This window comes from Methylobacterium sp. GC_Met_3 (assembly GCF_026540775.1).
GTDB lineage: Bacteria > Pseudomonadota > Alphaproteobacteria > Rhizobiales > Beijerinckiaceae > Methylobacterium.
On the sequence record NZ_JALNUL010000004.1, the window covers coordinates 60,466 to 84,126 of the forward strand.

Annotated in this window: 20 protein-coding genes; 9 read left to right on the forward strand and 11 right to left on the reverse strand. The window is 68.2% G+C overall.

Annotation, left to right across the window (positions count from 1 at the left end):
• Positions 1 to 58 precede the first annotated feature (58 nt).
• The 4 genes from mmsB to OXS27_RS07540 all read right to left on the reverse strand — a co-directional run bounded on the left by mmsB (position 59) and on the right by OXS27_RS07540 (position 5,239).
• Complete coding sequence (gene mmsB, locus OXS27_RS07525) at positions 59 to 1,225, reverse strand: multiple monosaccharide ABC transporter permease (RefSeq protein WP_267355506.1); 1,167 nt, start codon at positions 1,223 to 1,225, stop codon at positions 59 to 61.
• Between the two features lie 56 nt (positions 1,226 to 1,281).
• Positions 1,282 to 2,817, reverse strand: coding sequence for a multiple monosaccharide ABC transporter ATP-binding protein (gene mmsA, locus OXS27_RS07530; protein ID WP_267355367.1), 1,536 nt, complete (start codon positions 2,815 to 2,817; stop codon positions 1,282 to 1,284).
• Positions 2,818 to 3,010: 193 nt separating this feature from the next.
• Positions 3,011 to 4,066 carry a multiple monosaccharide ABC transporter substrate-binding protein gene (gene chvE / locus OXS27_RS07535; RefSeq protein ID WP_267355507.1) on the reverse strand — a complete coding sequence of 352 codons (1,056 nt, stop codon included), beginning with the start codon at positions 4,064 to 4,066 and terminating at the stop codon, positions 3,011 to 3,013.
• Positions 4,067 to 4,489: 423 nt separating this feature from the next.
• A complete protein-coding gene (locus tag OXS27_RS07540) occupies positions 4,490 to 5,239 on the reverse strand; it encodes an SDR family oxidoreductase (RefSeq protein WP_243916977.1) in 750 nt (249 codons plus the stop codon).
• Between the two features lie 326 nt (positions 5,240 to 5,565).
• On the opposite strand from OXS27_RS07540, the gene OXS27_RS07545 reads away from it, so the two are divergent.
• The 5 genes from OXS27_RS07545 (at position 5,566) to mutS (ending at position 11,798) form a co-directional block, all read left to right on the forward strand.
• A complete protein-coding gene (locus OXS27_RS07545; RefSeq protein ID WP_267355368.1) occupies positions 5,566 to 7,299 on the forward strand; it encodes a patatin-like phospholipase family protein in 1,734 nt (577 codons plus the stop codon).
• Between the two features lie 101 nt (positions 7,300 to 7,400).
• Positions 7,401 to 7,577: a hypothetical protein gene (locus OXS27_RS07550; RefSeq protein WP_267355369.1), complete on the forward strand. Its 177-nt coding sequence runs from the start codon at positions 7,401 to 7,403 to the stop codon at positions 7,575 to 7,577.
• Between the two features lie 41 nt (positions 7,578 to 7,618).
• Positions 7,619 to 8,476, forward strand: coding sequence for an alpha/beta hydrolase (locus OXS27_RS07555; RefSeq protein WP_267355370.1), 858 nt, complete (start codon positions 7,619 to 7,621; stop codon positions 8,474 to 8,476).
• A 218-nt stretch (positions 8,477 to 8,694) separates the two neighbouring features.
• Entirely contained in the window at positions 8,695 to 8,997 is a 303-nt protein-coding gene (locus OXS27_RS07560) for a hypothetical protein (protein WP_267355371.1), read from the forward strand.
• Between the two features lie 86 nt (positions 8,998 to 9,083).
• On the forward strand, positions 9,084 to 11,798 hold the full coding sequence (gene mutS, locus OXS27_RS07565) for a DNA mismatch repair protein MutS (RefSeq protein WP_267355372.1): 2,715 nt from the start codon (positions 9,084 to 9,086) through the stop codon (positions 11,796 to 11,798).
• Positions 11,799 to 12,157: 359 nt separating this feature from the next.
• On the opposite strand, the gene OXS27_RS07570 is transcribed toward mutS, so the two are convergent.
• Positions 12,158 to 12,589, reverse strand: a complete 432-nt coding sequence (locus tag OXS27_RS07570; RefSeq protein ID WP_243916951.1) for a response regulator — start codon at positions 12,587 to 12,589, stop codon at positions 12,158 to 12,160.
• A 68-nt stretch (positions 12,590 to 12,657) separates the two neighbouring features.
• A complete protein-coding gene (locus OXS27_RS07575) occupies positions 12,658 to 13,698 on the reverse strand; it encodes a histidine kinase dimerization/phosphoacceptor domain -containing protein (protein ID WP_267355508.1) in 1,041 nt (346 codons plus the stop codon).
• Between the two features lie 234 nt (positions 13,699 to 13,932).
• On the opposite strand from OXS27_RS07575, the gene OXS27_RS07580 reads away from it, so the two are divergent.
• The 3 genes from OXS27_RS07580 to OXS27_RS07590 all read left to right on the forward strand — a co-directional run bounded on the left by OXS27_RS07580 (position 13,933) and on the right by OXS27_RS07590 (position 17,030).
• A complete protein-coding gene (locus tag OXS27_RS07580; protein WP_267355509.1) occupies positions 13,933 to 15,321 on the forward strand; it encodes an AmpG family muropeptide MFS transporter in 1,389 nt (462 codons plus the stop codon).
• Between the two features lie 25 nt (positions 15,322 to 15,346).
• Positions 15,347 to 16,288: an EcsC family protein gene (locus OXS27_RS07585; protein ID WP_267355373.1), complete on the forward strand. Its 942-nt coding sequence runs from the start codon at positions 15,347 to 15,349 to the stop codon at positions 16,286 to 16,288.
• Between the two features lie 82 nt (positions 16,289 to 16,370).
• Entirely contained in the window at positions 16,371 to 17,030 is a 660-nt protein-coding gene (locus tag OXS27_RS07590) for an MgtC/SapB family protein (RefSeq protein WP_267355510.1), read from the forward strand.
• 13 nt (positions 17,031 to 17,043) lie between these two features.
• Here OXS27_RS07590 and ilvA read toward each other — a convergent pair whose 3' ends face one another.
• The 4 genes from ilvA to OXS27_RS07610 form a co-directional block, all read right to left on the reverse strand.
• A complete protein-coding gene (ilvA, locus tag OXS27_RS07595; RefSeq protein ID WP_243916947.1) occupies positions 17,044 to 18,573 on the reverse strand; it encodes a threonine ammonia-lyase, biosynthetic in 1,530 nt (509 codons plus the stop codon).
• 88 nt (positions 18,574 to 18,661) lie between these two features.
• Positions 18,662 to 19,009, reverse strand: coding sequence for a diacylglycerol kinase (locus OXS27_RS07600; protein WP_243916940.1), 348 nt, complete (start codon positions 19,007 to 19,009; stop codon positions 18,662 to 18,664).
• On the reverse strand, positions 19,006 to 20,064 hold the full coding sequence (locus tag OXS27_RS07605) for an AbrB family transcriptional regulator (RefSeq protein ID WP_267355374.1): 1,059 nt from the start codon (positions 20,062 to 20,064) through the stop codon (positions 19,006 to 19,008). Before OXS27_RS07605 ends, OXS27_RS07600 begins: the two co-directional genes overlap by 4 nt.
• A gap of 144 nt (positions 20,065 to 20,208) precedes the next feature.
• A complete protein-coding gene (locus tag OXS27_RS07610; RefSeq protein WP_267355375.1) occupies positions 20,209 to 21,144 on the reverse strand; it encodes a LysR substrate-binding domain-containing protein in 936 nt (311 codons plus the stop codon).
• A 135-nt stretch (positions 21,145 to 21,279) separates the two neighbouring features.
• Between OXS27_RS07610 and OXS27_RS07615 the strand changes: the two genes are divergently transcribed.
• Positions 21,280 to 22,869, forward strand: coding sequence for a catalase (locus OXS27_RS07615; RefSeq protein WP_267355376.1), 1,590 nt, complete (start codon positions 21,280 to 21,282; stop codon positions 22,867 to 22,869).
• Positions 22,870 to 22,991: 122 nt separating this feature from the next.
• Here the strand turns inward: OXS27_RS07615 and OXS27_RS07620 are convergent, their stop codons facing one another.
• Complete coding sequence (locus OXS27_RS07620; protein WP_267355377.1) at positions 22,992 to 23,492, reverse strand: hypothetical protein; 501 nt, start codon at positions 23,490 to 23,492, stop codon at positions 22,992 to 22,994.
• Positions 23,493 to 23,661: the final 169 nt, after the last annotated feature.

A 23,661-nucleotide genomic window follows, 5' to 3' on the forward strand; every position in this document is an offset into this window, starting at 1 on the left:
CCTTTGGAAATCCGAAATCATCGTTGGAGCGGCGCCGGAAGAGCCGGCGCCCGCCCGATCAGGCCTTGTTCTTGTTGTAGACGTCGAGGCAGACGGCGGCGAGCAGCACGATCCCCTTGATCACCTGCTGGTAATCGACGCCGATGCCCATGATCGACATGCCGTTGTTCATCACCCCGATGATGAAGGCGCCGATCACCACACCCGAGACCTTGCCGATGCCGCCGGAGGCCGAGGCGCCGCCGATGAAGCAGGCCGCGATCACGTCGAGTTCGAAGCCCACGCCCGCCTTGGGCGTCGCGGTGTTGAGCCGGGCGGCGAAGATCATGCCGGCGAGGCCCGCCAGCGCGCCCATATTGGCGAAGGTCAGGAAGGTGAGCCGCTCGGTCTTGATACCGGAGAGCCGCGCCGCCTTGAGGTTGCCGCCCAGCGCGTAGATCCGCCGCCCGATCGTGGTCCGGGTCGTGACGAAGCGGTAGAGCATCACCAGCACGAACATCACGAGCAGCACGTTCGGCAAGCCGCGATAGGCGCTCATCTGGTAGGCGAAGGCGAGGATCACGATGGTGGTCGCGCCGTTCCGGAAGATGAACGAGGCCCAGGAATCGGCCTCGCCGCCGTTGCGGACCCGCGCCCCGCGGCGGCGCCAGTTCAGGCCGACCAGGATCAGCGACAGGGCGGCCGCGATCAGCAGAGCGGTCCAGGGGCCGGCGAAATTGGTGAGGAAGCCCTTGGAGAGGAGTTGGAACACCTCCGGGAACGGGCCGATCGAGGCGCCCTGCAGGAGGGCCAGCGTCACGCCGCGGAACACCAATATGCCGGCCAGCGTGACGATGAAGCTCGGAATGCCGAGATAGGCCACGAAGTAGCCCTGCATGCCGCCAATGGCTGCGCCCACGGCCAGGCATATGATCGTCGCCGTGAACGGATCGAAGCCGAACCGGACCATCAGCATGGCCGCGAGCGCGCCGACAAGACCCACCACCGAGCCGATCGACAGGTCGATATGGCCCGCGACGATGATCAGCAGCATCCCCAGTGCCATCACCACGACGTAGCTGTTCTGGAGAATGAGGTTGGTGAGGTTCAGCGGCTGGAACAGCACGCCGCCGGTCGTATACTCGAAGAACAGGGTGATGACCGCGAGCGCGAAGACCAGCCCGTAGTCGCGCAGCTGCGCCATCGACAGAAAGCCCCGCTGGGCACGGGACGCATTGGCAGACATGGAGGCGGACAGTCCTTCTGTGGCCGGGATCATGGGCTTGCTCATGGGGATATCGGTCATCCGTTCAGGTCCTTGGAGCGCATGATCGCGCGCATGATCGCTTCCTGGCTGGCCTCCTCGCGCCGGAATTCGCCCACGAAGCGCCCGTCGTTCATCACGTAGATCCGGTCGCACAGGCCGAGCAGCTCGGGCATCTCGGACGAGATCACCAGCACGCCCCGGCCCTCATCGGCCAATTCATTGATGATGCTGTAGATTTCGTACTTGGCGCCGACATCGATGCCACGCGTCGGCTCGTCCAGGATCAGCACCTTGGGCTGTGTGAACAGCCACTTGCTCAGCACGACCTTCTGCTGATTGCCGCCCGACAGGTTCACCGTCTGCTGCGCCACGCCGAAGGAGCGGATCCGCATCTTGCTCCGGTAGCCGCTCGCGACCCGGTGCTCCGCGTCCTCGTCGATCACCGTCGCCGTGGATACGCCAGGCAGGTTGGCGAGCGTGGTGTTCTTGGCGATGTCCTCGCCCAGCACGAGGCCGAGCTGCTTGCGGTCCTCGGTGACGTAGGCGATCCCCGCGGCGATCGCCTTGTCAATCGTCGAGACATCGACGTCTGCACCGTCGATCCGCACGGTGCCGCTGATGCCCTGCCCATAGGAGCGTCCGAAGATGCTCATGGCGAGCTCGGTCCGGCCCGAGCCCATCAGGCCGGCGATCCCGACGATCTCGCCCCGGCGGACGGTCAGGTTGACCCCGCGCACCACGGTCCGGTCGGGATGGATCGGGTGATGGGCCGTCCAGTCCCGCACCTCCATCAGCACGTCGCCGATCTTCGGCTCGCGCACCGGATAGCGGTTCGCCATCGTGCGCCCGACCATGCCGCGGATGATCCGGTCCTCGTCCACCGCCTCGTTCCGGCAATCGAGCGTCTCGACGGTGGTGCCGTCGCGCAGGACGGTGATCCGGTCGGCGACCTTCGAGATCTCGTTGAGCTTGTGCGAGATCAGGATCGACGCGATGCCCTGGTCCTTGAAGCGCAGCAGCAATTGCAGCAGCGCCTCGCTGTCGGTTTCGCTCAGGCTCGCGGTCGGCTCGTCGAGGATGAGCAGCTTGACCTTTTTGGATAGCGCCTTGGCGATCTCCACGAGCTGCTGCTTGCCGACGCCCAGATGGGTCACCAGCGTATCGGGGTTCTCGTCGAGCCCCACGGTGGCCATCAGCTCGCGCGACCGGGTGTAGACGCGGTCCTGGTCGATGATGCCGAAACGCGCCGGCTCGTTGCCGAGGAAGATGTTCTCGGCGATCGACAGGAACGGCACCAGCGCCAGCTCCTGGTGGATGATCACGATCCCCAGGCGCTCGCTGTCGGAGATGTCCCGGAAATGGCCCGGGCGGCCCTCGTAGACGATCTCGCCCTCATAGGAGCCGTGCGGATAGACGCCGCTCAGCACCTTCATGAGCGTCGACTTGCCAGCGCCGTTCTCGCCGACAAGGGCGTGAATCTCGGCGGGCGCGACGGCGAGGTTGACGTCGCTGAGGGCCTTCACGCCGGGGAACGACTTTGAAATCCCCCGCATTTCGAGGACGGGCTGCATGCGACCTTTTCCGGCTCGGTTTGCGTCGCGTGGTTCCCCCCTGCAGCGCGATCGGGAACGGCGCGAAATCCTTGGCTCGACGCGCGCTCACGCCGGACCGGCGTCCAGTTCGGCGGAAAGCGCGTCGGATGGGCCCACGCCGGCGCGACGTCGGCGCAGGATCGAAGGGGCCGGCATCCGGCCCGGGCGGCGCTTACCTTAGCTGGTCTGGGGTGTAGTAGCCCGAGTCGACCAGAACCGGCTTCCAGTTGTCCTTGGTCACGATCACCGGCGTCAGCAGGTAGGACGGGACGACCTTCTTGCCGTTGTCGTAGGTCTTCGTATCGTTGACTTCGGGCTGCTTGCCGGACTCGATGGCGTCGATCATCGCCACGGTCACCTTCGCGAGTTCCCGGGTATCCTTGAAGATCGTCGCGGTCTGCTCGCCCGCGATGATCGACTTGACCGATTGCAGTTCGGCGTCCTGGCCGCTGACCACGGGCAGCTTCTGATTGCCGGAGCCGTAGCCGGCGCTCTTCACCGACGAGATGATGGCCGTCGAGATGCCGTCGTAGGGTGAGAGCACCGCGTCGAGGCGGGCGTTGCCGTAATAGGCGGAGAGCAGGTTATCCATCCGGGCCTGGGCGGTCGCCGGGTCCCAGCGCAGGGTCGAAACCTTGTCCATGCCGAACTGGCCGGAGCGCACGACGAGCTTCTTCGAATCGATGTGAGGCTTCAGCACCGACATGGCGCCGTCGTAGAAAAAGTATGCGTTATTGTCGTCGGGCGAGCCTCCGAACAGCTCGATGTTGAACGGGCCCTTGCCATCCTTGAGGCCCAAAGCATCGACGATTGAGGTCGCCTGCTGCACTCCGACCTTGAAGTTGTCGAACGTCGCGTAATAATCGACGTTCGGCGTTCCCTTGATCAGACGATCGTAAGCGATCACCTTCACGCCGCGCTCGGCCGCTTTCGACAGCACGTCACCGAGGGTTGTTCCATCGATCGACGCGACGACCAAGAGCTTAACGCCCTTCGTCAGCATGTTTTCGATTTGGGCAAGCTGGGTCGGGATGTCATCGTCCGCGTATTGCAGGTCCGGCTTGTAGCCCTTCGCCTGGAGCAGCTTCACGATGTTGTTGCCATCATCGATCCAGCGCTGAGACGACTTCGTCGGCATGGCAACCCCGATCGGGTCACCGCCCGCGGCCTGGGCCGACGATAAGGCACTCCCCAGGAGCGCGGCACCGAGGATCAGCTTGCGTAACATCTGCTTGGCGAACATGACTCCCCCTTGTTTATCGTGCGGCAGTACAAGGCTTTTCACGCCTTTTGCCACCGCGTTCCATCACCACCGGCGGAGAATCCGAATCATAATCATTTATGCTTTAAGCATAAATGTGACTTGGATCGACGCTATCCATTTCCAGTAATTGAAATGGATATTGAGAATCTACCGATGTGCTGAATTCTATCGAGCGCGTATCGCGATCGTTTGCGGAATCACCGCGAAGTCGACGCCGAGGCGGCGGAATTCCTCATCCCATCATGTGAACGGGTTCGACCCCGTCCGTTCTTCGTTGCTGAATTTGTATGAGTTATAGAACGGGACGTCAATCGCGTGTTCGCGGGCAGGCCGCGCCGCTTCCAAGAATGCACAGCGAAGTCGGAGAGGCGGCCACGGCCGCCGGGCTCAGCCGCGGCCGACGAACGGCATCTTGGTGGCCATGATCGTCATGAACTGCACGTTGGCGTCGAGCGGCAGGCTCGCCATCGTGAGTACGGACTGACCGACATGCGCGGGATCCATCACCGCCTCGGCCCGCAGCGAGCCGTCCGCCTGGGGGACCCCGGCCTTCATCTTGCCGCCCATGGGCGTGTCGGCGTTGCCGATATCGATCTGTCCGCAGGCGATGTCGTAGGCGCGGCCGTCCAGCGAGGTCGCCTTGGTCAGGCCGGTCACCGCGTGCTTGGTCGCCGTGTAGGCGATCGAGTTAGGCCGCGGGGCGTGGGCCGAGATCGAGCCGTTGTTGATGATCCGGCCGCCACGGGGATCCTGATCGCGCATGATCCGGAAGGCGTGCTGGGTGCACAGGAACAGGGCGGTCAGGTTGGTGTCCACCACCTGCCGCCACGTCTCGAGCGGCAGATCCTCCAGGGGCACCGGCGGAGCGCCGATACCGGCATTGTTGAACAGGAGATCGAGGCGGCCCCACTGCGCCCGGGTGCGGGCGAACAGGTTGGCGATCGAATCGGGGTCGGTCACGTCGGTGGGCACCACCAGCGACCGGTCTGCCCCGATCTCGGCCGCCACCTCTTCGAGGGGCGCCGGCCGCCGCCCCGAGAGCACCACGTGCCACCCGGCGCCAGCGAGCGCCACGGCGGCGGCCCGGCCGACTCCGGTTCCGGCTCCGGTCACGATTGCGATCCGATTGCCCGCCATGGATGCCTCCCGCTTCTGTCTCACGGCGCTGTACCGGATGGCGACGCCGGCGCGAAGGGATCGGCATGTCAGAGGCGACGCGCGGTTACATGTGCGCCGGGCGGAATCGCGCACAGCGATACGGGCCGCGCATCGGAACCGGACAGCGGCACCCGTATTTCGAGCCCCGTTGTCTTGACGGCGAGAGCTGACGGCCTCCTTTCGGGGCGGGACACTCGAGTAGCGCCCAAGTCAGTCGAAGGCAGGTCAAATCCAGTGGAGAGCGGGCAGAAGCCACGGTGGATGACGGCCGAACGGCCCGAGGCGATCCACGGAGCGGGGCGGGTTTGAGCGCGCCCGAGATCCCGTTCCTGGCCGGGCTCGACCCGGCGGCCGTCGCGGCTGTGCGCGCCCGCATGGTTCCGGTGACCGTGCCGGCCGGCCGGATCCTGTTCGACCAGGGCGCGCCCGGGGATGCGCTTTACGTCCTCGTCTCCGGCGTCGTCGGTGTCTCGGCCCGTGACCATACCGGGATGCCGACCCGGATCGCGCGGCTGCGCCCTCCCGAGATCTTCGGTGAGATGGCGCTGCTGTCCGACGCCCCACGGGCGGCGACGGTGATCGCCCTGCGCGATACGCAGCTTCTGCAGCTCACCCGCGGCGCCTTCGAGGCTGTGATCGCCGAGTATCCGCAGACACTCCTTTACCTGTCCCGCGTCCTCGCCGACCGCCTGCGCCACATCTACGACGGCCACTCGGTGCATCATGCGCCCCGGATCTTCACGATCCTGTCGGTGACGGACGGGCCGGATCCGGCGGATTTCGCCCATCGGCTCGCCGCCGCCTTCGACGCTCTGTTGCCCGGCGAGACCGGCTGTCTGACGGACTGGCCGGACGGCGCCGACGAGGCGTGGTTCCAGGCCTACGAGGCGCGGCATGCGCGCGTGATCTTCGCGGCCCGCGAGATCGATTGCCCGTGGTGCCGGCAGAGCCAGCGCCGGGGCGACCATGCGCTGCTGCTGGCCGAGCCCGGAGCCCCGCCGCGACCCGCGGCGGCAGCCTATCTGGAGCGGGTGCGCTCCGACTGGATCCGCATGGACTTCGTCGTCCGGCAGGATCCCGGGGCGCGGCGCCCGAAGCCGCTGCATCCGGCAGTCGCCAAGCTGCCCGCTGCCTTGCGGATCCAGCTCCGCGACGGTGAGCAAGCCGATCTGCACCGGCTCGCCCGGCTCGCCAGCGGCGCGGCCAGGGGCCTCGTGCTCGGCGGCGGTGGCGCCCGCGGGCTCGCCCATCTCGGCGTCCTGAAGGCCCTCGACGAGGTGTCGTGCGCCCCAGATTTCGTCGGCGGGACGAGTATGGGAGCAATCATCGCGGCAAGCGTCGCCATGGGCTGGAGCCTCCCCGAGATCCAGAGTCAGATCGAGGCGTTCTTCGCCACCAGCAACCCGATCAACGACTACACGCTGCCGCTCCACGCCCTGACCCGGGGCGCCAAGGTCGATGCGGGCCTCGCGGCCCGCTACGGCGGCGCACGCATCGAGGATCTGTGGCTGCCGTTCTTCTGCGTTTCCTCGAACCTCACCACCGGCAACACGATGGTCCACCGCTCCGGCGACCTGACGCAGGCTTTGCGCGCCAGCATCGCGATCCCGGGCCTGCTGCCACCGGTGCTCTGCGACGAGGGCGTGCTGGTCGATGGCGGCATGATGAACAACCTCCCGGCCGACGTCGCCGCCGATCTGGAACGCGGCCCGGTGCTCGCCGTCGATGTCGGCAGCGACCGCGCGTTCCAGGACATGCCCGCGCGCGGCTGGACCGGCCGCCTCGTGCGCAAGCTGATCGGCTCGCCGCTGGCGATGCCGGGCCTCGCGCCGCTGCTGCTGCGCGCCGCCACCGTTTCGAGCGACGCGCAGAGCCTGATGGCGGCGACTCATGCCACGGCGGTGCTCAAACCCCAGCTGTCCGGCATCGACCTGCGGGCATGGTCGCGGTTCCGCGAATCGGCCGAACTCGGCTACCGCGAGACCCGCGCCGGCCTTGAGGACGGCACCCTCGCACGCTGGCTGGACCCGGTGCGCTGAGATGTCCGCGTGCGGCAGCGCACAGGGACACCGCCTCCCCCTGTAACCCCGGCGCCCCGGCAACGATCTTTCCCACAGGATCGCCATCGGAGTTCAAGACCGTGCTCACCTCCGCCACGACCGAATCTGCCCGAAACCTGTCCGCCGCCGATCAGTCCCGAGGTTTGCTCGCGGGAGCGGCCTTCGTCCTGCTCTGCCTGTGGACCCGGACCGCGCCGGATCGCCTGCGTGACCAGCTCTCGCCAGAAGCCGGCGCCTGCGCCACCCTGGGCTTCTGACGGCCAAGCAGGCCGCCCGCTTGAGCGGAGCATCGACGACGATGGATGGTGCGGGTGTGACCTTCCGGCGGATCGCGCTCCCGGAACTCGGCCTGCACGTGGCCGAGGCCGGTCCGGTTGCCGGCGCGCCGACCATCCTGCTGCACGGCTTTCCGGAATTCTGGTACGGCTGGCGCCACCAGATCGGCCCGCTCGCCGCGGCGGGCCTGCGGGTCATCGCGCCGGATCAGCGCGGCTATGGCCTCAGCGACAAGCCGACGGACCTCGCCGCCTATCATCTGGACCGCTTGGCCGGCGACGTGATCGCGCTCGCCGACGCCTATGGTTTCCCGACGGTGCGGCTGGTCGGGCACGATTGGGGCGGTCTGGTCGCGTGGTGGGTTGCGAGCCACTACCCGGATCGGATCGAGCGACTGGCGATCCTGAACGCGCCGCATCCCGGCATCGTCGGTGACTATATGCGGCACCATCCGGGCCAGATGCTGCGCAGCTATTACATCGGCCTGTTCCAGTTGCCCGGTCTGCCGGAACGCCTGCTCACCGCGGACCGGTGCCGGGCGCTGCGGCGGGCGCTCACCACCACCAGCCGTCCCGGCGCCTTCGCGGCCGCCGATCTCGACCGCTACGTCGAGGCCTGGCGTCAGCCCGGGGCGATGACCGGCATGCTGAACTGGTACCGGGCCCTGGTGCGGCTCCCCCGGGCGAAGCCGCCCCGGGTTCGGGTGCCCACCCTGATTCTCTGGGGCCGGCGGGACACAGCCCTGCAGGCGGGCTTGGCGGAGGCGAGCCTCGCGGTCTGCGACGAAGGACGGATTCGCTGGTTCGATCGCGCCAGCCACTGGCTCGCGCACGAGGAGCCGGCCGCGGTGAATGCCGAGCTCATCGCCTTTCTCGCCTGAGCCGCCGCTGTCCGCTCCATAAAATTGCACCAATAAAGCGATTTCGCGTTACAGTTACTGCAAGTCGATAGGGCGACAATCCTCAGCACGCAGCAGGCATCGCTTTAATCCCGTCTTTGCCTAAGGTATATTTTGTCGTTTCGAGCACTGAGATGGAACTGTCCGATCGTTTCCTGATTGGGGGATGGCTTCTGAAAGCCGATTGGAGATTTGAGATTATGTCGTTTCGCACCCTGCTGACCGCGGGCCTGTTCGCCGGCAGCCTCTTGGCCGGCTCGGCGGTGGCTCATGCCGCCCCCGCGATGCCGCAGCCCGGCCTGGCCGACGGCGGCCTGACCGAGAACGTCGTGATGCATCACCATCATCATCATCATCGGATGCACCGGCATCACACGACCCGCCATGAGCGCCGGATGCGCCGTCACAACACGATGCGCCACGGCAACCCGAACGCGAAGAACCCCGCCCTCCGGGGCTACCAGCAGAACCTCGGCGGCACCACGAACGGCCCGCGCTACTGAGCGCCATCCACTGCCGCCGCGGCTTCTCCCCAGCCGCGGCGGTGCGCGGCTCCTGATTCGCGAGCTGCGCTCTGCTAAGACGCGCCATGGCCCGAACCGCCGTCCGCCCCGCAGAGCTACCGCCCGCCCCGGGCCTCGATCCAGTCGGCGCCACGCCGATGATGGCGCAGTACATCGAGATCAAGGCCGCCAATCCGGACTGCCTGCTGTTCTACCGGATGGGCGACTTCTACGAGCTGTTCTTCGAGGATGCGGAGATCGCCTCCCGGGCGCTGGGCATCGTGCTGACAAAGCGCGGCAAGCATGCGGGCGGTGAGATCCCGATGTGCGGCGTGCCGGTCGAGCGCTCCGACGACTACCTCAACCGCCTCATCGCCCTCGGGCATCGGGTGGCGGTCTGCGAGCAGACCGAGGATCCCGCCGAGGCCAAGAAGCGCGGCCCGAAATCGGTGGTGCGCCGGGAGGTCGTGCGCCTCGTCACCCCCGGGACGATCACCGAGGACCGTCTGCTCGATCCGGCCCAGGCCAACCTCCTGCTGGCGATCGGACGTCGCAAGACGGGGGAGGGCGCGGTCGCCTACGGGCTTGCCGCGGTCGATATCTCGACCGGCCGCTTCTCCTTGAGCGAAGTTCCGGCCGGCGACCTGATTGGCGCCATTGCCCGCCACGACCCGCGGGAGATCGTGCTGTCGGAGGCGATCCACGCAGATCCGGCGCTGGCGCGGATCTGGCAGGAGAGCCGCGCCGCGATCGTCCCCTTGGCGCAGGCGGAGCTGGAGCCGGCCGCCGCCGAGCGGCGCCTGCGCGAGCAGTACGGCGTCACGACCCTGGAGGGCTTCGGCCAGTTCACCCGCGCCGAAATTGCGGCGGCCGGGGCCGCGCTCCTTTACATCGCGCGCACGCAGCTCGCGGCCCGCCCGACCCTGGCGGTCCCGACCCGGGAGGATGCCGGCGCGACGCTCGCCATCGATGCAGCCACCCGGGCCAATCTCGAACTCACCCGCACCCTGTCGGGGGAGCGAACGGGAAGCCTGCTCGCAACGATCGACCGCACCGTGACGGCCAACGGGGCACGGTTGCTCGCCGAGCACCTCGCGGGCCCGCTGACCTACCTCGAAGCTATCGCCCGGCGGCACGAAGCGGTGGCGCACCTCGCCGAGAACGGCCCCCAACGTGCCGGCCTGCGCGATGCGCTCGCCCGGGCGCCCGACCTCGCCCGCGCCCTGTCGCGCACCGGCCTCGGACGCGCCGGGCCACGGGACCTTGCCGCCATCGGCGCAGGTCTGGCCGTCGCGGCGGATCTTGGTGCACGCCTCTTGGCCACGCCGGACCTGCCCGGGGATCTCGCCCGTCTGGCCGACCATCTGGCGCGAGCCGACGCGGCGTTGATCGCCACGCTGTCGGCCGCGCTCGCCGACGAGCTTCCCCTGAACCGCCGGGACGGCGGATTTGTGCGCGCCGGCTATCACCCTGAGATCGACGAGGCCCGGACGCTCGGCCAGGATTCCCGCAAGGTCATCGCCGCCCTTCAGGCCCGCTACGCCGAGCAGACCGGGTGCAGGACCTTGCGCATCAAGCACAACAACCTGCTCGGCTATTTCATCGAGGTCCCGCAATCCATCGGCGAGGCTTGTCTGAAGGGTCTCCAGAACGAGTTCGTCCATCGTCAGACAATGGTCGACGCCATGCGCTTCACCAGCGTCGAGCTGGGAGGCCTCGAATCCAAGATCTCGGGGGCCTCCGACCGGGCGCTCGGCCTCGAAGCGGCCGTCTTCGACGATCTCGCGGCGCGCGTGCTCGCACAGTCCGAGAGCATCGCGGAGGTGGCGGAGGCGCTGGCCGGTCTCGACGTGGCGGCGAGCCATGCCGAACTGGCGGTCGAGCTCGACTGGCGCCGGCCCGTCGTGGACGATTCCCTAAGCTTCGTCGTGGTCGGCGGGCGCCATCCGGTGGTCGAAGCGGCTTTGCGCCGGGCGGGCGAGCCGTTCATCGCCAACGAATGCGATCTCTCGGGCGACACACGGGGCCGGATCCGGCTGATCACCGGCCCCAACATGGGCGGCAAGTCGACCTTCCTGCGCCAGAACGCGCTGATCGCGGTACTGGCCCAGATGGGGGCCTTCGTGCCGGCCGCGGAGGCGCGGATCGGCCGGATCGACCGGCTGTTTTCCCGGGTCGGCGCGGCAGACGATCTCGCCCGCGGGCAATCGACCTTCATGGTCGAGATGGTCGAGACCGCCGCGATTTTAAATCAGGCCACCCGCCGCTCCCTGGTGATCCTCGACGAGATCGGCCGCGGCACGGCGACCTTCGATGGCCTGTCCATCGCCTGGGCCTGCCTGGAGCATTTGCACGAGGTGAACGCCTGCCGGGCGCTGTTCGCCACGCATTTCCACGAGCTGACCGCGCTGGGCGACCGCCTCGCCCGGCTGGAGAACGCGACACTGAAGGTCGCCGAGCACCGGGACGGCGTCGTGTTCCTACACGAGGTGGTGGCCGGTGTGGCCGAGCGCAGCTACGGATTGCAGGTGGCGCGGCTTGCCGGCCTGCCCGGCAGCGTCGTGGCGCGGGCCGGGGCGATCCTCAAGAGCCTGGAGAAGGCGGAGCGCGGCCGCCCGGCCCGCGCCCGGATCGACGACCTGCCGCTCTTCGCCGCCCTCGCACCACCGCCGCCCCCGGAGCCCCTGCCCGAGGATCCACTCGGGGCGCTCCTCGACGCCATCGATCCGGATGCGTTGACGCCCCGGGAGGCGCTGGACGCGCTCTATCGGCTCAAGCGGGAGCGGGCGGGGCGGGGGTGAGGTGCGGATGTCGAAGGAGGCTCAGACGGCGCCGCGTCTTTTCTTCACCCTTTCCGGGCTTGCGGATTAAGCCATCAGGACCGGTCACCCCGGTTCAAAAACGAACGCAAGTCCCCCCCTTTCCCGGTTGGGAGAGGGACGGGGTGAGGGTCGCGATAGTCGCAAAACGACGCGCGCCCGGTCGGCGCATCGATTTCGTGCCTTATCCTGCGAGTTCTCGTCCCTCACCCCAACCCTCTCCCGCACGGGAGAGGGGGCCTGTCGCGCTCTGCCGCCAGCGTCGATGTGCGTGAGAGATGCGTGAAAAGCACGGCCTTCGCTGAGGATAAGGGGATGGCCTGCCATAAACCCAGAAAACCTCACCCCGGCGCCGGCAAAAATCCGTCCGGGCAGACCTCTCCGCTCCGGCCGGCGCGCCGTTCCGCCACGTAGTCGAGGGTACTGGCCACCACCCGCTCGGAATACGGCTTGGCGATCACCCCGATGGCGCCCGCGAAATCCGTCGGAATCCGCTTCGCGTTGGCCGTCATGAACACCACGGTGGTGCGCCGGTCCTCCGAGAGCGCCCGAGCGACATCGACCCCGGTCGGGCCGTCAACGAGATGAATATCCACCAGGGCGACGTCGGGCGCCATGGAGCGGCCGAGCGCGATCGCCTCGGCAGAGGTTCCAGCGATGCCCACCGTGACATGACCGAGATCGTCCAGCAGGCACTCGAGCTCCAGGGCGATCAGTGCCTCGTCCTCGACCACGAGGATGCGAAGCGCGGCCCCCGCGTTTCCGGTCCCCATCCCGTCTCCGTGCTCCGACGCCTCGATCGCACACGCTTCGGCGAGCGTGGAGTGTTGGCGCCGAATACTCAAGACGCCGTCTGCAGCGGGATGTCGATCTCGACGGTTGTGCCCGGCACGGCATCCATCCAGGCGATGGTTCCGCGCATCTGCCGCACCACCATTTCCACGAGATTGCGCCCGAAACCCGCCGGGTTCGGCGGCGCCGCCGCAAGGCCGACCCCGTCGTCCCGAATCGTCAGATGCATCCCTCGCTCGGTCCGCTTCGCGGCGATCGACACCCGTCCCTCTCGTGCGTCCGGGAAGGCATGGCGCAGGGCGTTAGCGGTGAGTTCATGGATCAGCAGAGCCAGCGGCGCCGCCATCGCGGCCGCCACCGAGATCGACTCCACGTCGGCCTCGATCCGATGCCGCTCAGGGTCGAGGCCCGCATTCATGTCGGACAGGAATTCGGACGCGAACTCGCCGAGATTGAAATGGGCGCAGTCCCCCTCCGAGTAGAGTAGCCGGTGCGCCGTCGACAGCGCCCCGATGCGCTCCGCCATGCCCTGGAGCGCGTCGCGCGCCTCGCCCTCCGGCGTGCGGCGGGCCTTCAGCAGTATCAGTGAGGAGATCACCTGGAGATTGTTCTTCACCCGGTGATCGACCTCGTGCAGCAGCGCGGTCTTCTGCTCCAGTGCTGCGGTCAGGGCGTGCGTGCGGGCATCGACAAGACGCTCGAGCTCGTCGTTGGTGCCCCGCATCGTGTCTTCGAGCTGGTGGGTGGGGGTCATGTCCGCCTGGGCGGCATAGTAGAACGCCACACCCTGCGCGTCGCTCACCGGCGTGATCGTCATGGCGTTCCAGAACGCCGTGCCATTCTTCCGGTAATTGAGCAGCTCAACGGAAATCGGCTCGGCCGCCTCGACGGCCGCGCGAATCCGCTCAACCGTTGCCCGATCGGTGCCCGGCCCCTGGAGCATGCGGCAATTGCGCCCGACGACCTCCGTCGCGTCGTAGCCAGTGGCCTGGAGGAAGGCATCGTTGGCCCAGGCGACCGGGTTATCGGGTGCGCGGGCGTCGGTGATCACCATCGGCGACAGGCTGCGTGCGAAAGCATCGACCAGCATCGCGGGTGGCGGAGTGGGCTCCGATCGGGCACTCACCGCATCATTCCACACTGTGTAACGCGACGCGTCCGTCCCATAGCTCCCAGCCCCGATCCACGGTGCATGGAGATTGCGTTAACCAAGCTTCGATCAAGATCGAGGCGACCTGCATCACAATCCAGCGAGCATCACCGCGGCGCACAGTTGCCACGATTTCGCGGGATCAAGGCCATGAAGGCTCAGGAGTTCCATGCCATGGGCAACCAGCCACAGGCTATGCGCCGCTTCCGTCTCCGCGACATCGTGGAGGACCGGCGCATTATCCTGATGCTCGCGCTCGGATTCTCATCGGGCCTGCCGCTGCTGCTGGTGCTGGGGACCTTCACGCTCCGGCTCGCCTTCTCGGACATCGACGTGCGCGCCATCGGGCTCTTCAGCTACGTGGCGCTGCCCTACTCGCTGAAGTTCCTCTGGGCGCCGGCGATCGACCGCCTGAACGTACCGGTCCTGGGCGCGCGGCTGGGTCGCCGCCGGGCCTGGATGGTGACGACGCAGGCCGCCGTCGCGATTTGCCTCGTCCTGATGGCCTTCTCCGATCCGAAGACCAACCTCGCGCTGCTCGGGTTCGGGGCCTTCCTGGTCGCGTTCTGCGCGGCGAGCCAGGACGTGGTCATCGACGGCTGGCGCATCGACGCCGCCGGCAGCGACTTCCAGGGCATCCTGGCGGCGACATCGAACCTCGGCTACCGCCTCGGGCTGATCACCGCGGGCGCCGGCGCGCTGTTCATCGCCGCGTCCGGGGGCTGGACGCTGGCCTACCTGATCATGGCCGCGCTCATGCTGGTCGGCATGGGGGCCGCTCTGCTGGCGCCCGCCTTCGATGCCCACCGGGCGACCGTGGCCAACACGCCCGGCCATTCGCGGCTCTGGTCGATGCGCCGTGCCGTGCTGGAACCGCTGATCGAGCTGCGCGGCCGCTTCGGGAACGCCCTGTGGGGCATCCTGCTGCTCGTGGCGCTATTCCGCCTGCCGGACTTCCTCTCGGGGGTGATGGCGAGCCCGCTCTACCGGACGCTCGGTTTCGACCTCAAGGAAATCGCGACCGTCACCAAGCTCTACGGCATCTGGGTCGGAATCGCGGGCGGCTTCGCGGGGGGCTGGGCGCTCGCGCGGCTCGGCCTGTTCCCGACGCTGCTGCTAGGCGCCTTCCTGGCGGCCGCCTCGCACCTCGCCTTCGCGTGGCTCTCGGCCGGCGCCCCGGAGCTCTGGCGCTTGACGGTGGCCATCTCGATCGAGAACTTCTGCGGCTCCTTCGCGGGCATCGTGCTCATCGCCTTCATGTCGAGTCTCACCAGCCCGGCCTACGCGGCAACGCAATACGCGCTGTTCTCCTCGCTCTACGCGCTGCCCGGCAAGCTGATCGCGGGGGCCTCGGGCTTCATCGTCGCGGCCATCGGCTACCCGGCCTTCTTCGTGCTGACATCGCTGGTCGGCATTCCGGTGCTGGCACTGTGCCTCGCCGTCGGTCGTCGCAGCGGCAGAACGGCCGCGGAGGCTCCGTTAGCACCGGGGCCGAACGCGGTGGGGAACCGCGCGACGGGCGCAGAACTTCCTTCCACGGCGCGCGCCCCGGGGGCCGTGTGACCGGAACAGATCCAGGGATCCTTGGATGACCACGACCGATATTTCCCGCGCCGATACGACGCTGCCGACGGTGACCGGCGAGACGATGCTGAGCGAGGCGGATCTCGCCGCCCTGCGCCGGGCCGTGCAGGCCCTGGAACGGCCGAGCCTCGCCGCCCGCCTTTCCGCAGCCGCCGGGGCGCCGCTGGACATCATCGGACGCTCGCTGCCGGCACCCGTAACCGAGGTGGTGAGCCGCAGCACCGAGGCCGCCATGCGCGGCGCCCTCCGGGTCGCGCTGGCGACGCTGCCCCGCACGGAACTCGCGCCGGCGACTGGGGGCGAGACAATCGGGACGGCGACCGCCAAGGCCGAGAGTCGGATCACGCGGCTCCTCGGTTCGGGCGACGCCAAGCACAAGGCCTATGCCGCGCTGTCCGGCGCCATCGGCGGCGCGTTCGGCCTCTCGACCCTGGCGGTCGAACTGCCGGTCTCGACAACGCTGATGCTCCGCTCGATCGCCGAGATCGCCCGTGAGGCGGGCGAGGATCTGGAAACGCCCGAAGGCGCGCTGGCCTGCGTGCAGGTCTTCGCCCTGGGCGGCCGGGCGCCGGCGGTCACGGAGGCGGGTTCGGCGCTCACCGAGAGCGGCTACTTCGCGGTCCGCGCAGCCCTGGCCAAGACACTGGCGGAGGCCGCGCGCTACGCCGGCAGCAAGACCCTTCTCGACCAGTCGGCCCCCGCGCTGATCCGCTTCACCGCGCAGATCGCGGCCCGCTTCGGCATCGTCGTATCGCAGAAGGTTGCCGCGCAGGCGGTGCCGATCCTCGGGGCGTTCGGCGGGGCAGCGGTCAACACCGCCTTCATGAACCACTTTCAGGCCACGGCGCGGGCCCACTTCACCGTCCGTCGCCTGGAGCGCGTCTACGGGTCGGATGTCGTGCGGGCCGCCTACGAGGTCGAGAAGGCGGCGCTGGGAACCAGTTGATAAGTCGGCTCATCATCGTCCAGGATCGGCTCATTCCGCATTACGCGGATGAGCGGAGCGGGTCGTGATCGGCAACGGTGAGATGGTGGCGCGGCTGGCGCTGGCGGCCCTGTTCGGCAGCGTGATTGGCCTCGAACGCGAGCGGCTGCTCTGGGCGGCAGGCCTGCGGACCCACATGCTGGTCTGCGTCGGCTCCTGCCTGATCATGCTGGTCTCGGCCTTCGGCTTCGGCGACGTGCTGGGCACCGAGCATGTCGTGCTCGATCCGTCCCGTATCGCGGCCCAGGTCGTGTCGGGGATCGGCTTCCTGGGGGCGGGGACGATCCTGCTGCGCGGCGAGGTGGTGAAGGGGCTCACCACGGCGGCGAGCCTCTGGGGCGTGGCCGCGATCGGCCTCGCGATCGGCAGCGGGCTCTACGTGCCGGCCATCGCCACGACGGCGCTGATCGTCGGCATCCTGGCCGGTGTGAAGCCGTTCGAGGAGCGCTGGCGCGACCGGATGCGGGCGCGGACGCTCCGGCTGACTGCACGCGCGGGCAGGTTGTCGATCGACACCCTTCAGATGGCGACGGGCGAGCGCGCCTCCCGGGTGCGGACCTTCACGGTCCGCCCCAGCGCGAACCCGGATTTCGACGACGTTACGGTCACTTTCGTGCGACTTTCGCGGACGAGCGTCGCGGCGATCGCCGAGAAGCTCCGGGCCATGCCGGACGTGACTGCGGTGGAGGACGCGTCCGAATAGACTGGGCCCAGCCTCACGCAGCCCCGGCCATCTCGCCGTCGAGGAACAGACGGTAGGCCGGGTTCTCGGTCTCGTCGGTGGCCGGGTATCCTAGCGCCTCGATGACCGCATCGAACCGCGCCCGCTCGCCCGGGGGGACTGCGATGCCGGCCAGCACGCGGCCATAATCCGCACCGTGATTGCGGTAGTGGAACAGCGTGATGTCGAAGTCGGGCCCCAGCACGTCGAGGAACTTCATCAGCGCGCCGGGCCGCTCCGGGAACTGGAAGCGGAACAGCCGCTCGTGCGCGACGCCAACGGCCCGGCCGCCCACCATGTAGCGGACATGGACCTTGGCCATCTCGTTGTCGCTCATGTCGAGGACGCGGTAGCCGGCCTCGCGCAGGGAGCCGATCAGCGCCTGCTTCTCGTGCCTGCCGCCGGTGACGTTGATACCAACGAAGATCTGCGCCTCGGCACCCGGAGCGTGGCGATAGTTGAACTCGGTGACGGCGCGCGGCCCCAGGGCATTGATGAAGGCCCGGTAAGCGCCGGGCCGCTCGGGGATCGTGACGCCGATCAAAACCTCCCGCTGCTCGCCGATCTCCGCCCGCTCGGCGATGTGGCGCAGACGGTCGAAGTTGAGATTGGCCCCCGACGAGATGGCGATCAGCGTTCCGTCGCCGCCCTCACGCTCGGCATAGAGCTTGGCGCCGGCGAGGCTCAGCGCGCCGGAGGGCTCCGACACCGCGCGGGTATCGTCGAAGATGTCCTTGACGGCCGCGCACATGGCGTCGGTATCGACCGTGATGACCTCGTCGAGGTGCTCGCGGCAGAGCCGGAAGGTCTCCTCGCCGGCCTGCCGCACGGCGACGCCGTCGGCGAACAGCCCGACCGTGGGCAGGCTGACCCGGGTCCCGGCGGCCAGCGCTGCGGCCATACAGGCGGCGTCCTCCGGCTCGACGCCGATCACCTTGGTGCCCGGGCGCAGGTACTTCACAAAGGTGGCGATGCCGGCGGCGAGCCCGCCGCCGCCCACCGGCACGAAGATCGCCTCGATCGGTCCGGTATGCTGCTCCAGGATCTCCTTGCCGATCGTGCCCTGGCCGGCGATCACCTCCGGATCGTCGAAGGGGTGCAGGAAGGTCAGGCCCTGCTCGGCTTCGAGGATCTTGGCCTGGGTCAGCGCCTCGTCGAAGGCGTCGCCATGCAGCACCACCTCGGCACCCCGGGCTCGGCAGGCATCGACCTTGATCGACGGCGTGGTGCGCGGCATCACGATCACGGCCCGCGCCCCGAGCTTTGCGGCGGCGAGCGCGACGCCCTGAGCGTGGTTGCCCGCCGAGGCACAGACAACGCCGCGGGCGATCTGCTCGGGGCTCAGGCCCGACATCTTGTTGTAGGCGCCGCGGAGCTTGAACGAGAAGACCGGCTGCAGATCCTCGCGCTTCAGCAGCACCGGTCGACCGAGCCGCTTCGTGATACGCGGCATCGGATCGAGTGGGCTCTCGATCGCCACGTCGTAGACGCGGGCGGTGAGGATCTTGCGGATGTAGTCCGTCACGGGGCGGGATCTCAGGCGATGCACTTGGATAGGTCCGGCAGATAGACCCTCACAGTCAGAGAAGCGAGCACCTGACAGGCAGGGCAGATCAGCCCAGCCGTTCGACCAGCGCGGCCACCCACACCAGCAGCGCCGCCACCTGCGCCATGAAGGTCCCGGCCGAAGCGAGGTCCTTCACCCGGCCGATCATCGGATGGTGGCTCGGATGGACGTGGTCGCAGAGCTTCTCGACGGCGGTGTTGAGGAACTCGGCGGCCAGCATCAGCAGCAGGCTCACCATCAGGGCAACACGCACCCAAAGGGTCGCGCCGAGTAGCAACGCCACCGGCACGCCCACCGCCAGCAATACCAGTTCCTGTCGGACCGCCCGCTCGGTGCGCGCGCCATGGCGCAGGCCGCGCCAGGAGTTGAGGAAGGCCAGGACCAGGGCGTTCATCGGGCCGCGCCCTCCGGCACGGACCGGCTGATCCACTTGGCGAGCAGCGGTCCGGTGAGCAAAACCACGAACAACCGCAGGGTCTGGACCGCCAGCACGAAGGAGACGTCGGCCTTCGAGCCGACCGCGATGATCGCGACCGAGTCGAGCCCCCCCGGGCTCGTGGCGAGCACGGCGGTCAGCAGGTCGATCGGCAGCAGCAGGGTCAGCCCCCAGCCCCAGGCCGCGCAGAGCGCGATCACCGAGAAGGTCGCCACCAGGACCCCCGGCAGCGCCGTGATGGTGAGGCGCAGGGTCTCGCGGGTGAAGCGCAGGCCGACATAGATGCCGATGCAGGCATAGGCGAGTTCGAGGATCGGCACCGGCAGGGCCATCCGAACGAGGCCGGTGGCGTGGAGGAGGCTTCCCAGCACCATCGGACCGATCTGAGCACCGGCCGGCACCCGCAGCGCCAGCGCCGCGCCGGCACCGATCACCGCCACCGCGAGGGTGGCCAGCAGGGAGAGCGGCTCAATCGCCTCGGCACCGGCGGAGGCACCCGCTGCGGCCGGGTTTTCCATGAGAAACCGGGCGGCCAGCGAGGCCGAGAACACCACGGCGGCTACGCGCACATACTGCATGAAGGCCACGAGCCGCGGATCCGCACCGAAATCCTCGGCCATCGCCACCATCGCGGAGGCGCCGCCCGGCGAGGAGCCCCAGGCCGCGGTGGTGCCGGGCAGCACCCGCAGGCGCGTCAGGACCAAGCCGACGACGCCGCTGACCGCCACCGTTACGAGCACGACGGCGACGATAAGCGGGCCATCCTCCAGCAGGGTCTGGGCGATCTGCCCGGTGACGGCGTGGGCAACGAGGCAGCCGATCATCGCCTGCGCGGCGTTGAAGGCGGGCCGCGCCACGTGGAGCCGCGATCCGCCGACGCCGAACGCAATCGCTGCGATCATCGGTCCGAGCAGCAAAGCCGCCGGAAAATGCGCGCGCATCAGCCCGTACGAGATGGCCGCGGACGCGGCGATGAGGGCGGCCCAGAGGCCGATTGAGCGAAGGGAGGGCAAGGCGATCGGAGGGGCGGGGCCCGGACGGACGGTCAGGCGTCCTCCGCGCGCTACACGGCAATATTGGCCCTGTCACGGCAAAGATTGAGCATCGCGGCCCCGCGCGGATGTCAGGGCTCACGCCTCCGAGGCTGCGCGCGGCGCTCAGATCCGTGGAGCCATATCGCGACAGGCCGCCGTACCGGGCGGCGCGTGGGCCCGGAAGAAGGCCGCCAAGCTCGACAGGCCGGGCGCACGTGGATCGCTGGTACGCCAGACGAGGGCGATGGTCCGGCCCGGACCGTCGAGGTCGAACGCCCGCGTGACGATCAGCCCGCTCGGGTCGGGCCCGGCCGGCACCGCCAAAGCGGGGAGCAAGGTGTACCCGGCTCCGGCCGCCACCATGGAGCGCAAGGTTTCCAGGCTCGTCGCGTGGCGGCCGATCGAGGAGCCGGCGCCACAGGCCGCGATCGCCTGATCGCGCAAGCAGTTGCCCTCGTCGAGGAGCAGAAGGTCCGGCCCCGCGATCTCGGTGGCCGACAGGGCGCCGCCGCGGGCGAGGGCGTGCTCGGCCGGGCAGGCGAGCCAGAACGGCTCGATGAACAGGGGCGACGCGGTCAACCCGTGCTGGGGTACCGGCAGCGAAACCAGCGCCGCATCGATCCGCCCGTCTCGCAGGCCCTCGACGATGTCGGCCGTGCGGGATTCCCGCAGCGACAAGGTCAGCAGCGGATATTCCTCGCGCAGCGGCCGCAGCACCAGCGGAAAGAGATAGGGACCGAGGGTCTGAATCGCGGCGAGGATCAGTCGCCCGGTGAGCGGCGAGCCGCGTCCCTCGCTGGCGAAGGCGAGCAGGCGCTGCGCCTCGACCAGGACGACGCGCGCCTGCCGCACGATCACCTGACCTGCTTCCGTCAGCAGGATCCGGCGCTTCGAGCGTTCGAACAAAACCACGCCAAGGGCGGTTTCCAATTTGCGGATCTGCACGCTCAGCGTCGGCTGGCTGATGTTGCAGCGCTCCGCCGCCCGGCTGAAATGGCCCTCGTCGGCGACGGCGATGACGTATTCCAGATCGCGCAGGGACAGGCCCGATAGATTCATAGACCCTATCTATCACAGCGTTTGTGACGATGCATTTGCTTCGGGGTCACGGCAGGGTCATAACCAATCACGAGAACGGTTCCAGGTTGTCCCCGGTGTCAGCCGCGAGCCTTCGCAAACGGAGAGACGGTACGTATGACCGATCAACGCCCGATCCTGACCACCCGCCAGGGCCATCCGGTCCGCGACAACCAGAGCACCCGCACGGTCGGTGAGCGGGGGCCGGCGACGCTCGAGAACTACCAGTTCATCGAGAAGATCACCCACTTCGATCGCGAGCGGATCCCGGAGCGCGTCGTCCACGCCCGCGGCGCCGGCGCCCATGGCTATTTCGAGGCCTACGGCAAGATTGGCAACGAGCCCGCTTCCAAGTACACCCGCGCCCGCGTGCTGAACGAGACCGGCGTGAAGACGCCGATGTTCGTGCGTTTTTCGACCGTGGCCGGCGCCAAGGAAAGCCCCGAGACCGAGCGCGACCCGCGCGGCTTTGCGGTGAAGTTCAAGACCGTCGACGGCAACTGGGATCTCGTCGGCAACAACCTCAAGGTCTTCTTCATCCGGGACGCGATCAAGTTCCCCGACATGATCCACGCGTTCAAGCCGGATCCGGTGACGAACCGCCAGGAGGCGTGGCGCTTCTTCGACTTCGTGGCCCAGCACCCCGAAGCGATCCACATGGTGACGCACCTGAAGTCGCCCTGGGGCATCCCGGCCAATTATCGCGAGATGGAAGGCTCAGGCGTCAACACCTACAAGCTGGTCAACGACCAGGGCGAGGCGGTGTTGTGCAAGTTCCACTGGACTCCCAAGCAGGGCGTCAGGAACCTGACCTCGGCCCAGGCCGCCGAGATCCAAGGCAAGGATGTCGGGCACGCGACCCGCGACCTGTACGACAACATCAAGGCCGGCAATTTCCCCGAGTGGGAGTTCTCGGTTCAGATCATGCCGGACGGCCCGAACGACCACCTGTCGTTCGACCCGCTGGACGACACGAAGCTGTGGCCGGTGGACCAGTTCCCGCTGCTGCCCTGCGGCCGGATGGTGCTCGACCGGGTGCCGGACAACTTCTTCGCCGAGGTCGAGCAGTCGGCCTTCGGTACCGGCGTGCTGGTCGACGGCATCGACTTCTCGGACGACAAGATGCTTCAGGGCCGGACGCTGTCCTACTCGGACACGCAGCGTTACCGGGTCGGCGCCAACTACCTGCAGCTTCCGATCAACGCGCCGCAGCCCGGCGTGAAGGTCTATTCGAATCAGCGGGACGGCCAGATGACCTATTCGGTCGACGGCACGGGGCCGAACAAGCACATCAACTACGAGCCCTCGACGCTGGCCGAAGGCCTGCAGGAGGCCCCGAAGCCGTCCCGGGATTATCACCAGCCGGTCCAGGGCAATCTGGGCCGCTACCAGACCTCGCGGACCGAGGATGACTACACGCAGGCGGGCGTGCGCTACCGCTCGTTCGAGGATTGGGAGCGCGACGACCTGATCGCCAACTTGGTCGGCGACATGAAGCAGTGCCCGGAGCCGATCCAGCTGCGGATGGTCTGGCACTTCTGGCACGCCGACGAGGATTACGGCCGTCGTGTCGCCGAGGGTGCGGGCATCGATCTGGAGAAGGCCAAGGCCCTGCCGCCTCTGCCGGGCCGCGCCGCCCCGGGCAAGCGCCTGCAGGCCGAGACCTACACGGACGGCTCGCAGGCCCACCGGGTCGCCGCGGAGTAAGGTCTCCTAATACCTGACCGATGGGAGGCCCCGCGAGCATCAGCGCGCGGGGCCTTTTCGTTGTGTCGAGGCTGCGGCCCTCACGCGGCGAAAGTCGCCGCCCCCCTTGCCGCGATGTCGCCTCAGGGGCAGTGGCTCCGTACGTAACCCTTGCCGATGAAGGTTTGCGTGCTCGGATCGTAGGTCTTGAACCGCCACGCGCAGGCCGCGATGGCGGCGGGATCGTCCGTCACGACCTCTGTCTCAAGGGGCACCTCGACGGGCGCCACGTAGACCGGCGGTGTGTAGACGTAGTCGTCGTCATACCAGGGGTAGCCGTAACGCCCGAACAAGCCGCCGAGGCCCAGGCCGAGCCCGAAGCCACCCAGCCCGTAGGCGTAGTAGCCCGAGTCGCCGCGATGCCAGTGACGATGGGCATAGGGAGGCCGGCCGACGAAGCCGGGCCGGGCAAAGCCGCCGCCGGGAGCGAAGCCCGGCCGAACGGGTCCCAGTGGGCGACCCCAGGCGCCGACCCGCGGCCCGACCGCGCCAGCATGGAAACCACCGCCAAACCCGCGCGCCTCGGCCCCCGTCGACGTCAGCGCAAACGCGAACAGCGCCGCGGAAACCAGACGCCATCCCATCCTAGCGATCCGTGCCATGCTCATCACCCGACGCCGAAAGCGGCCATCACGGCTGGCCCATGCCGCAATACTCCGAGTAAACGTGCTTGCGGAATGGGGGCAGTCAAGGACCTTCGGGATGCAGGCCGGGAGGTCTATCTTCAGCAGTCATGCATCGGCGAGGCACGTG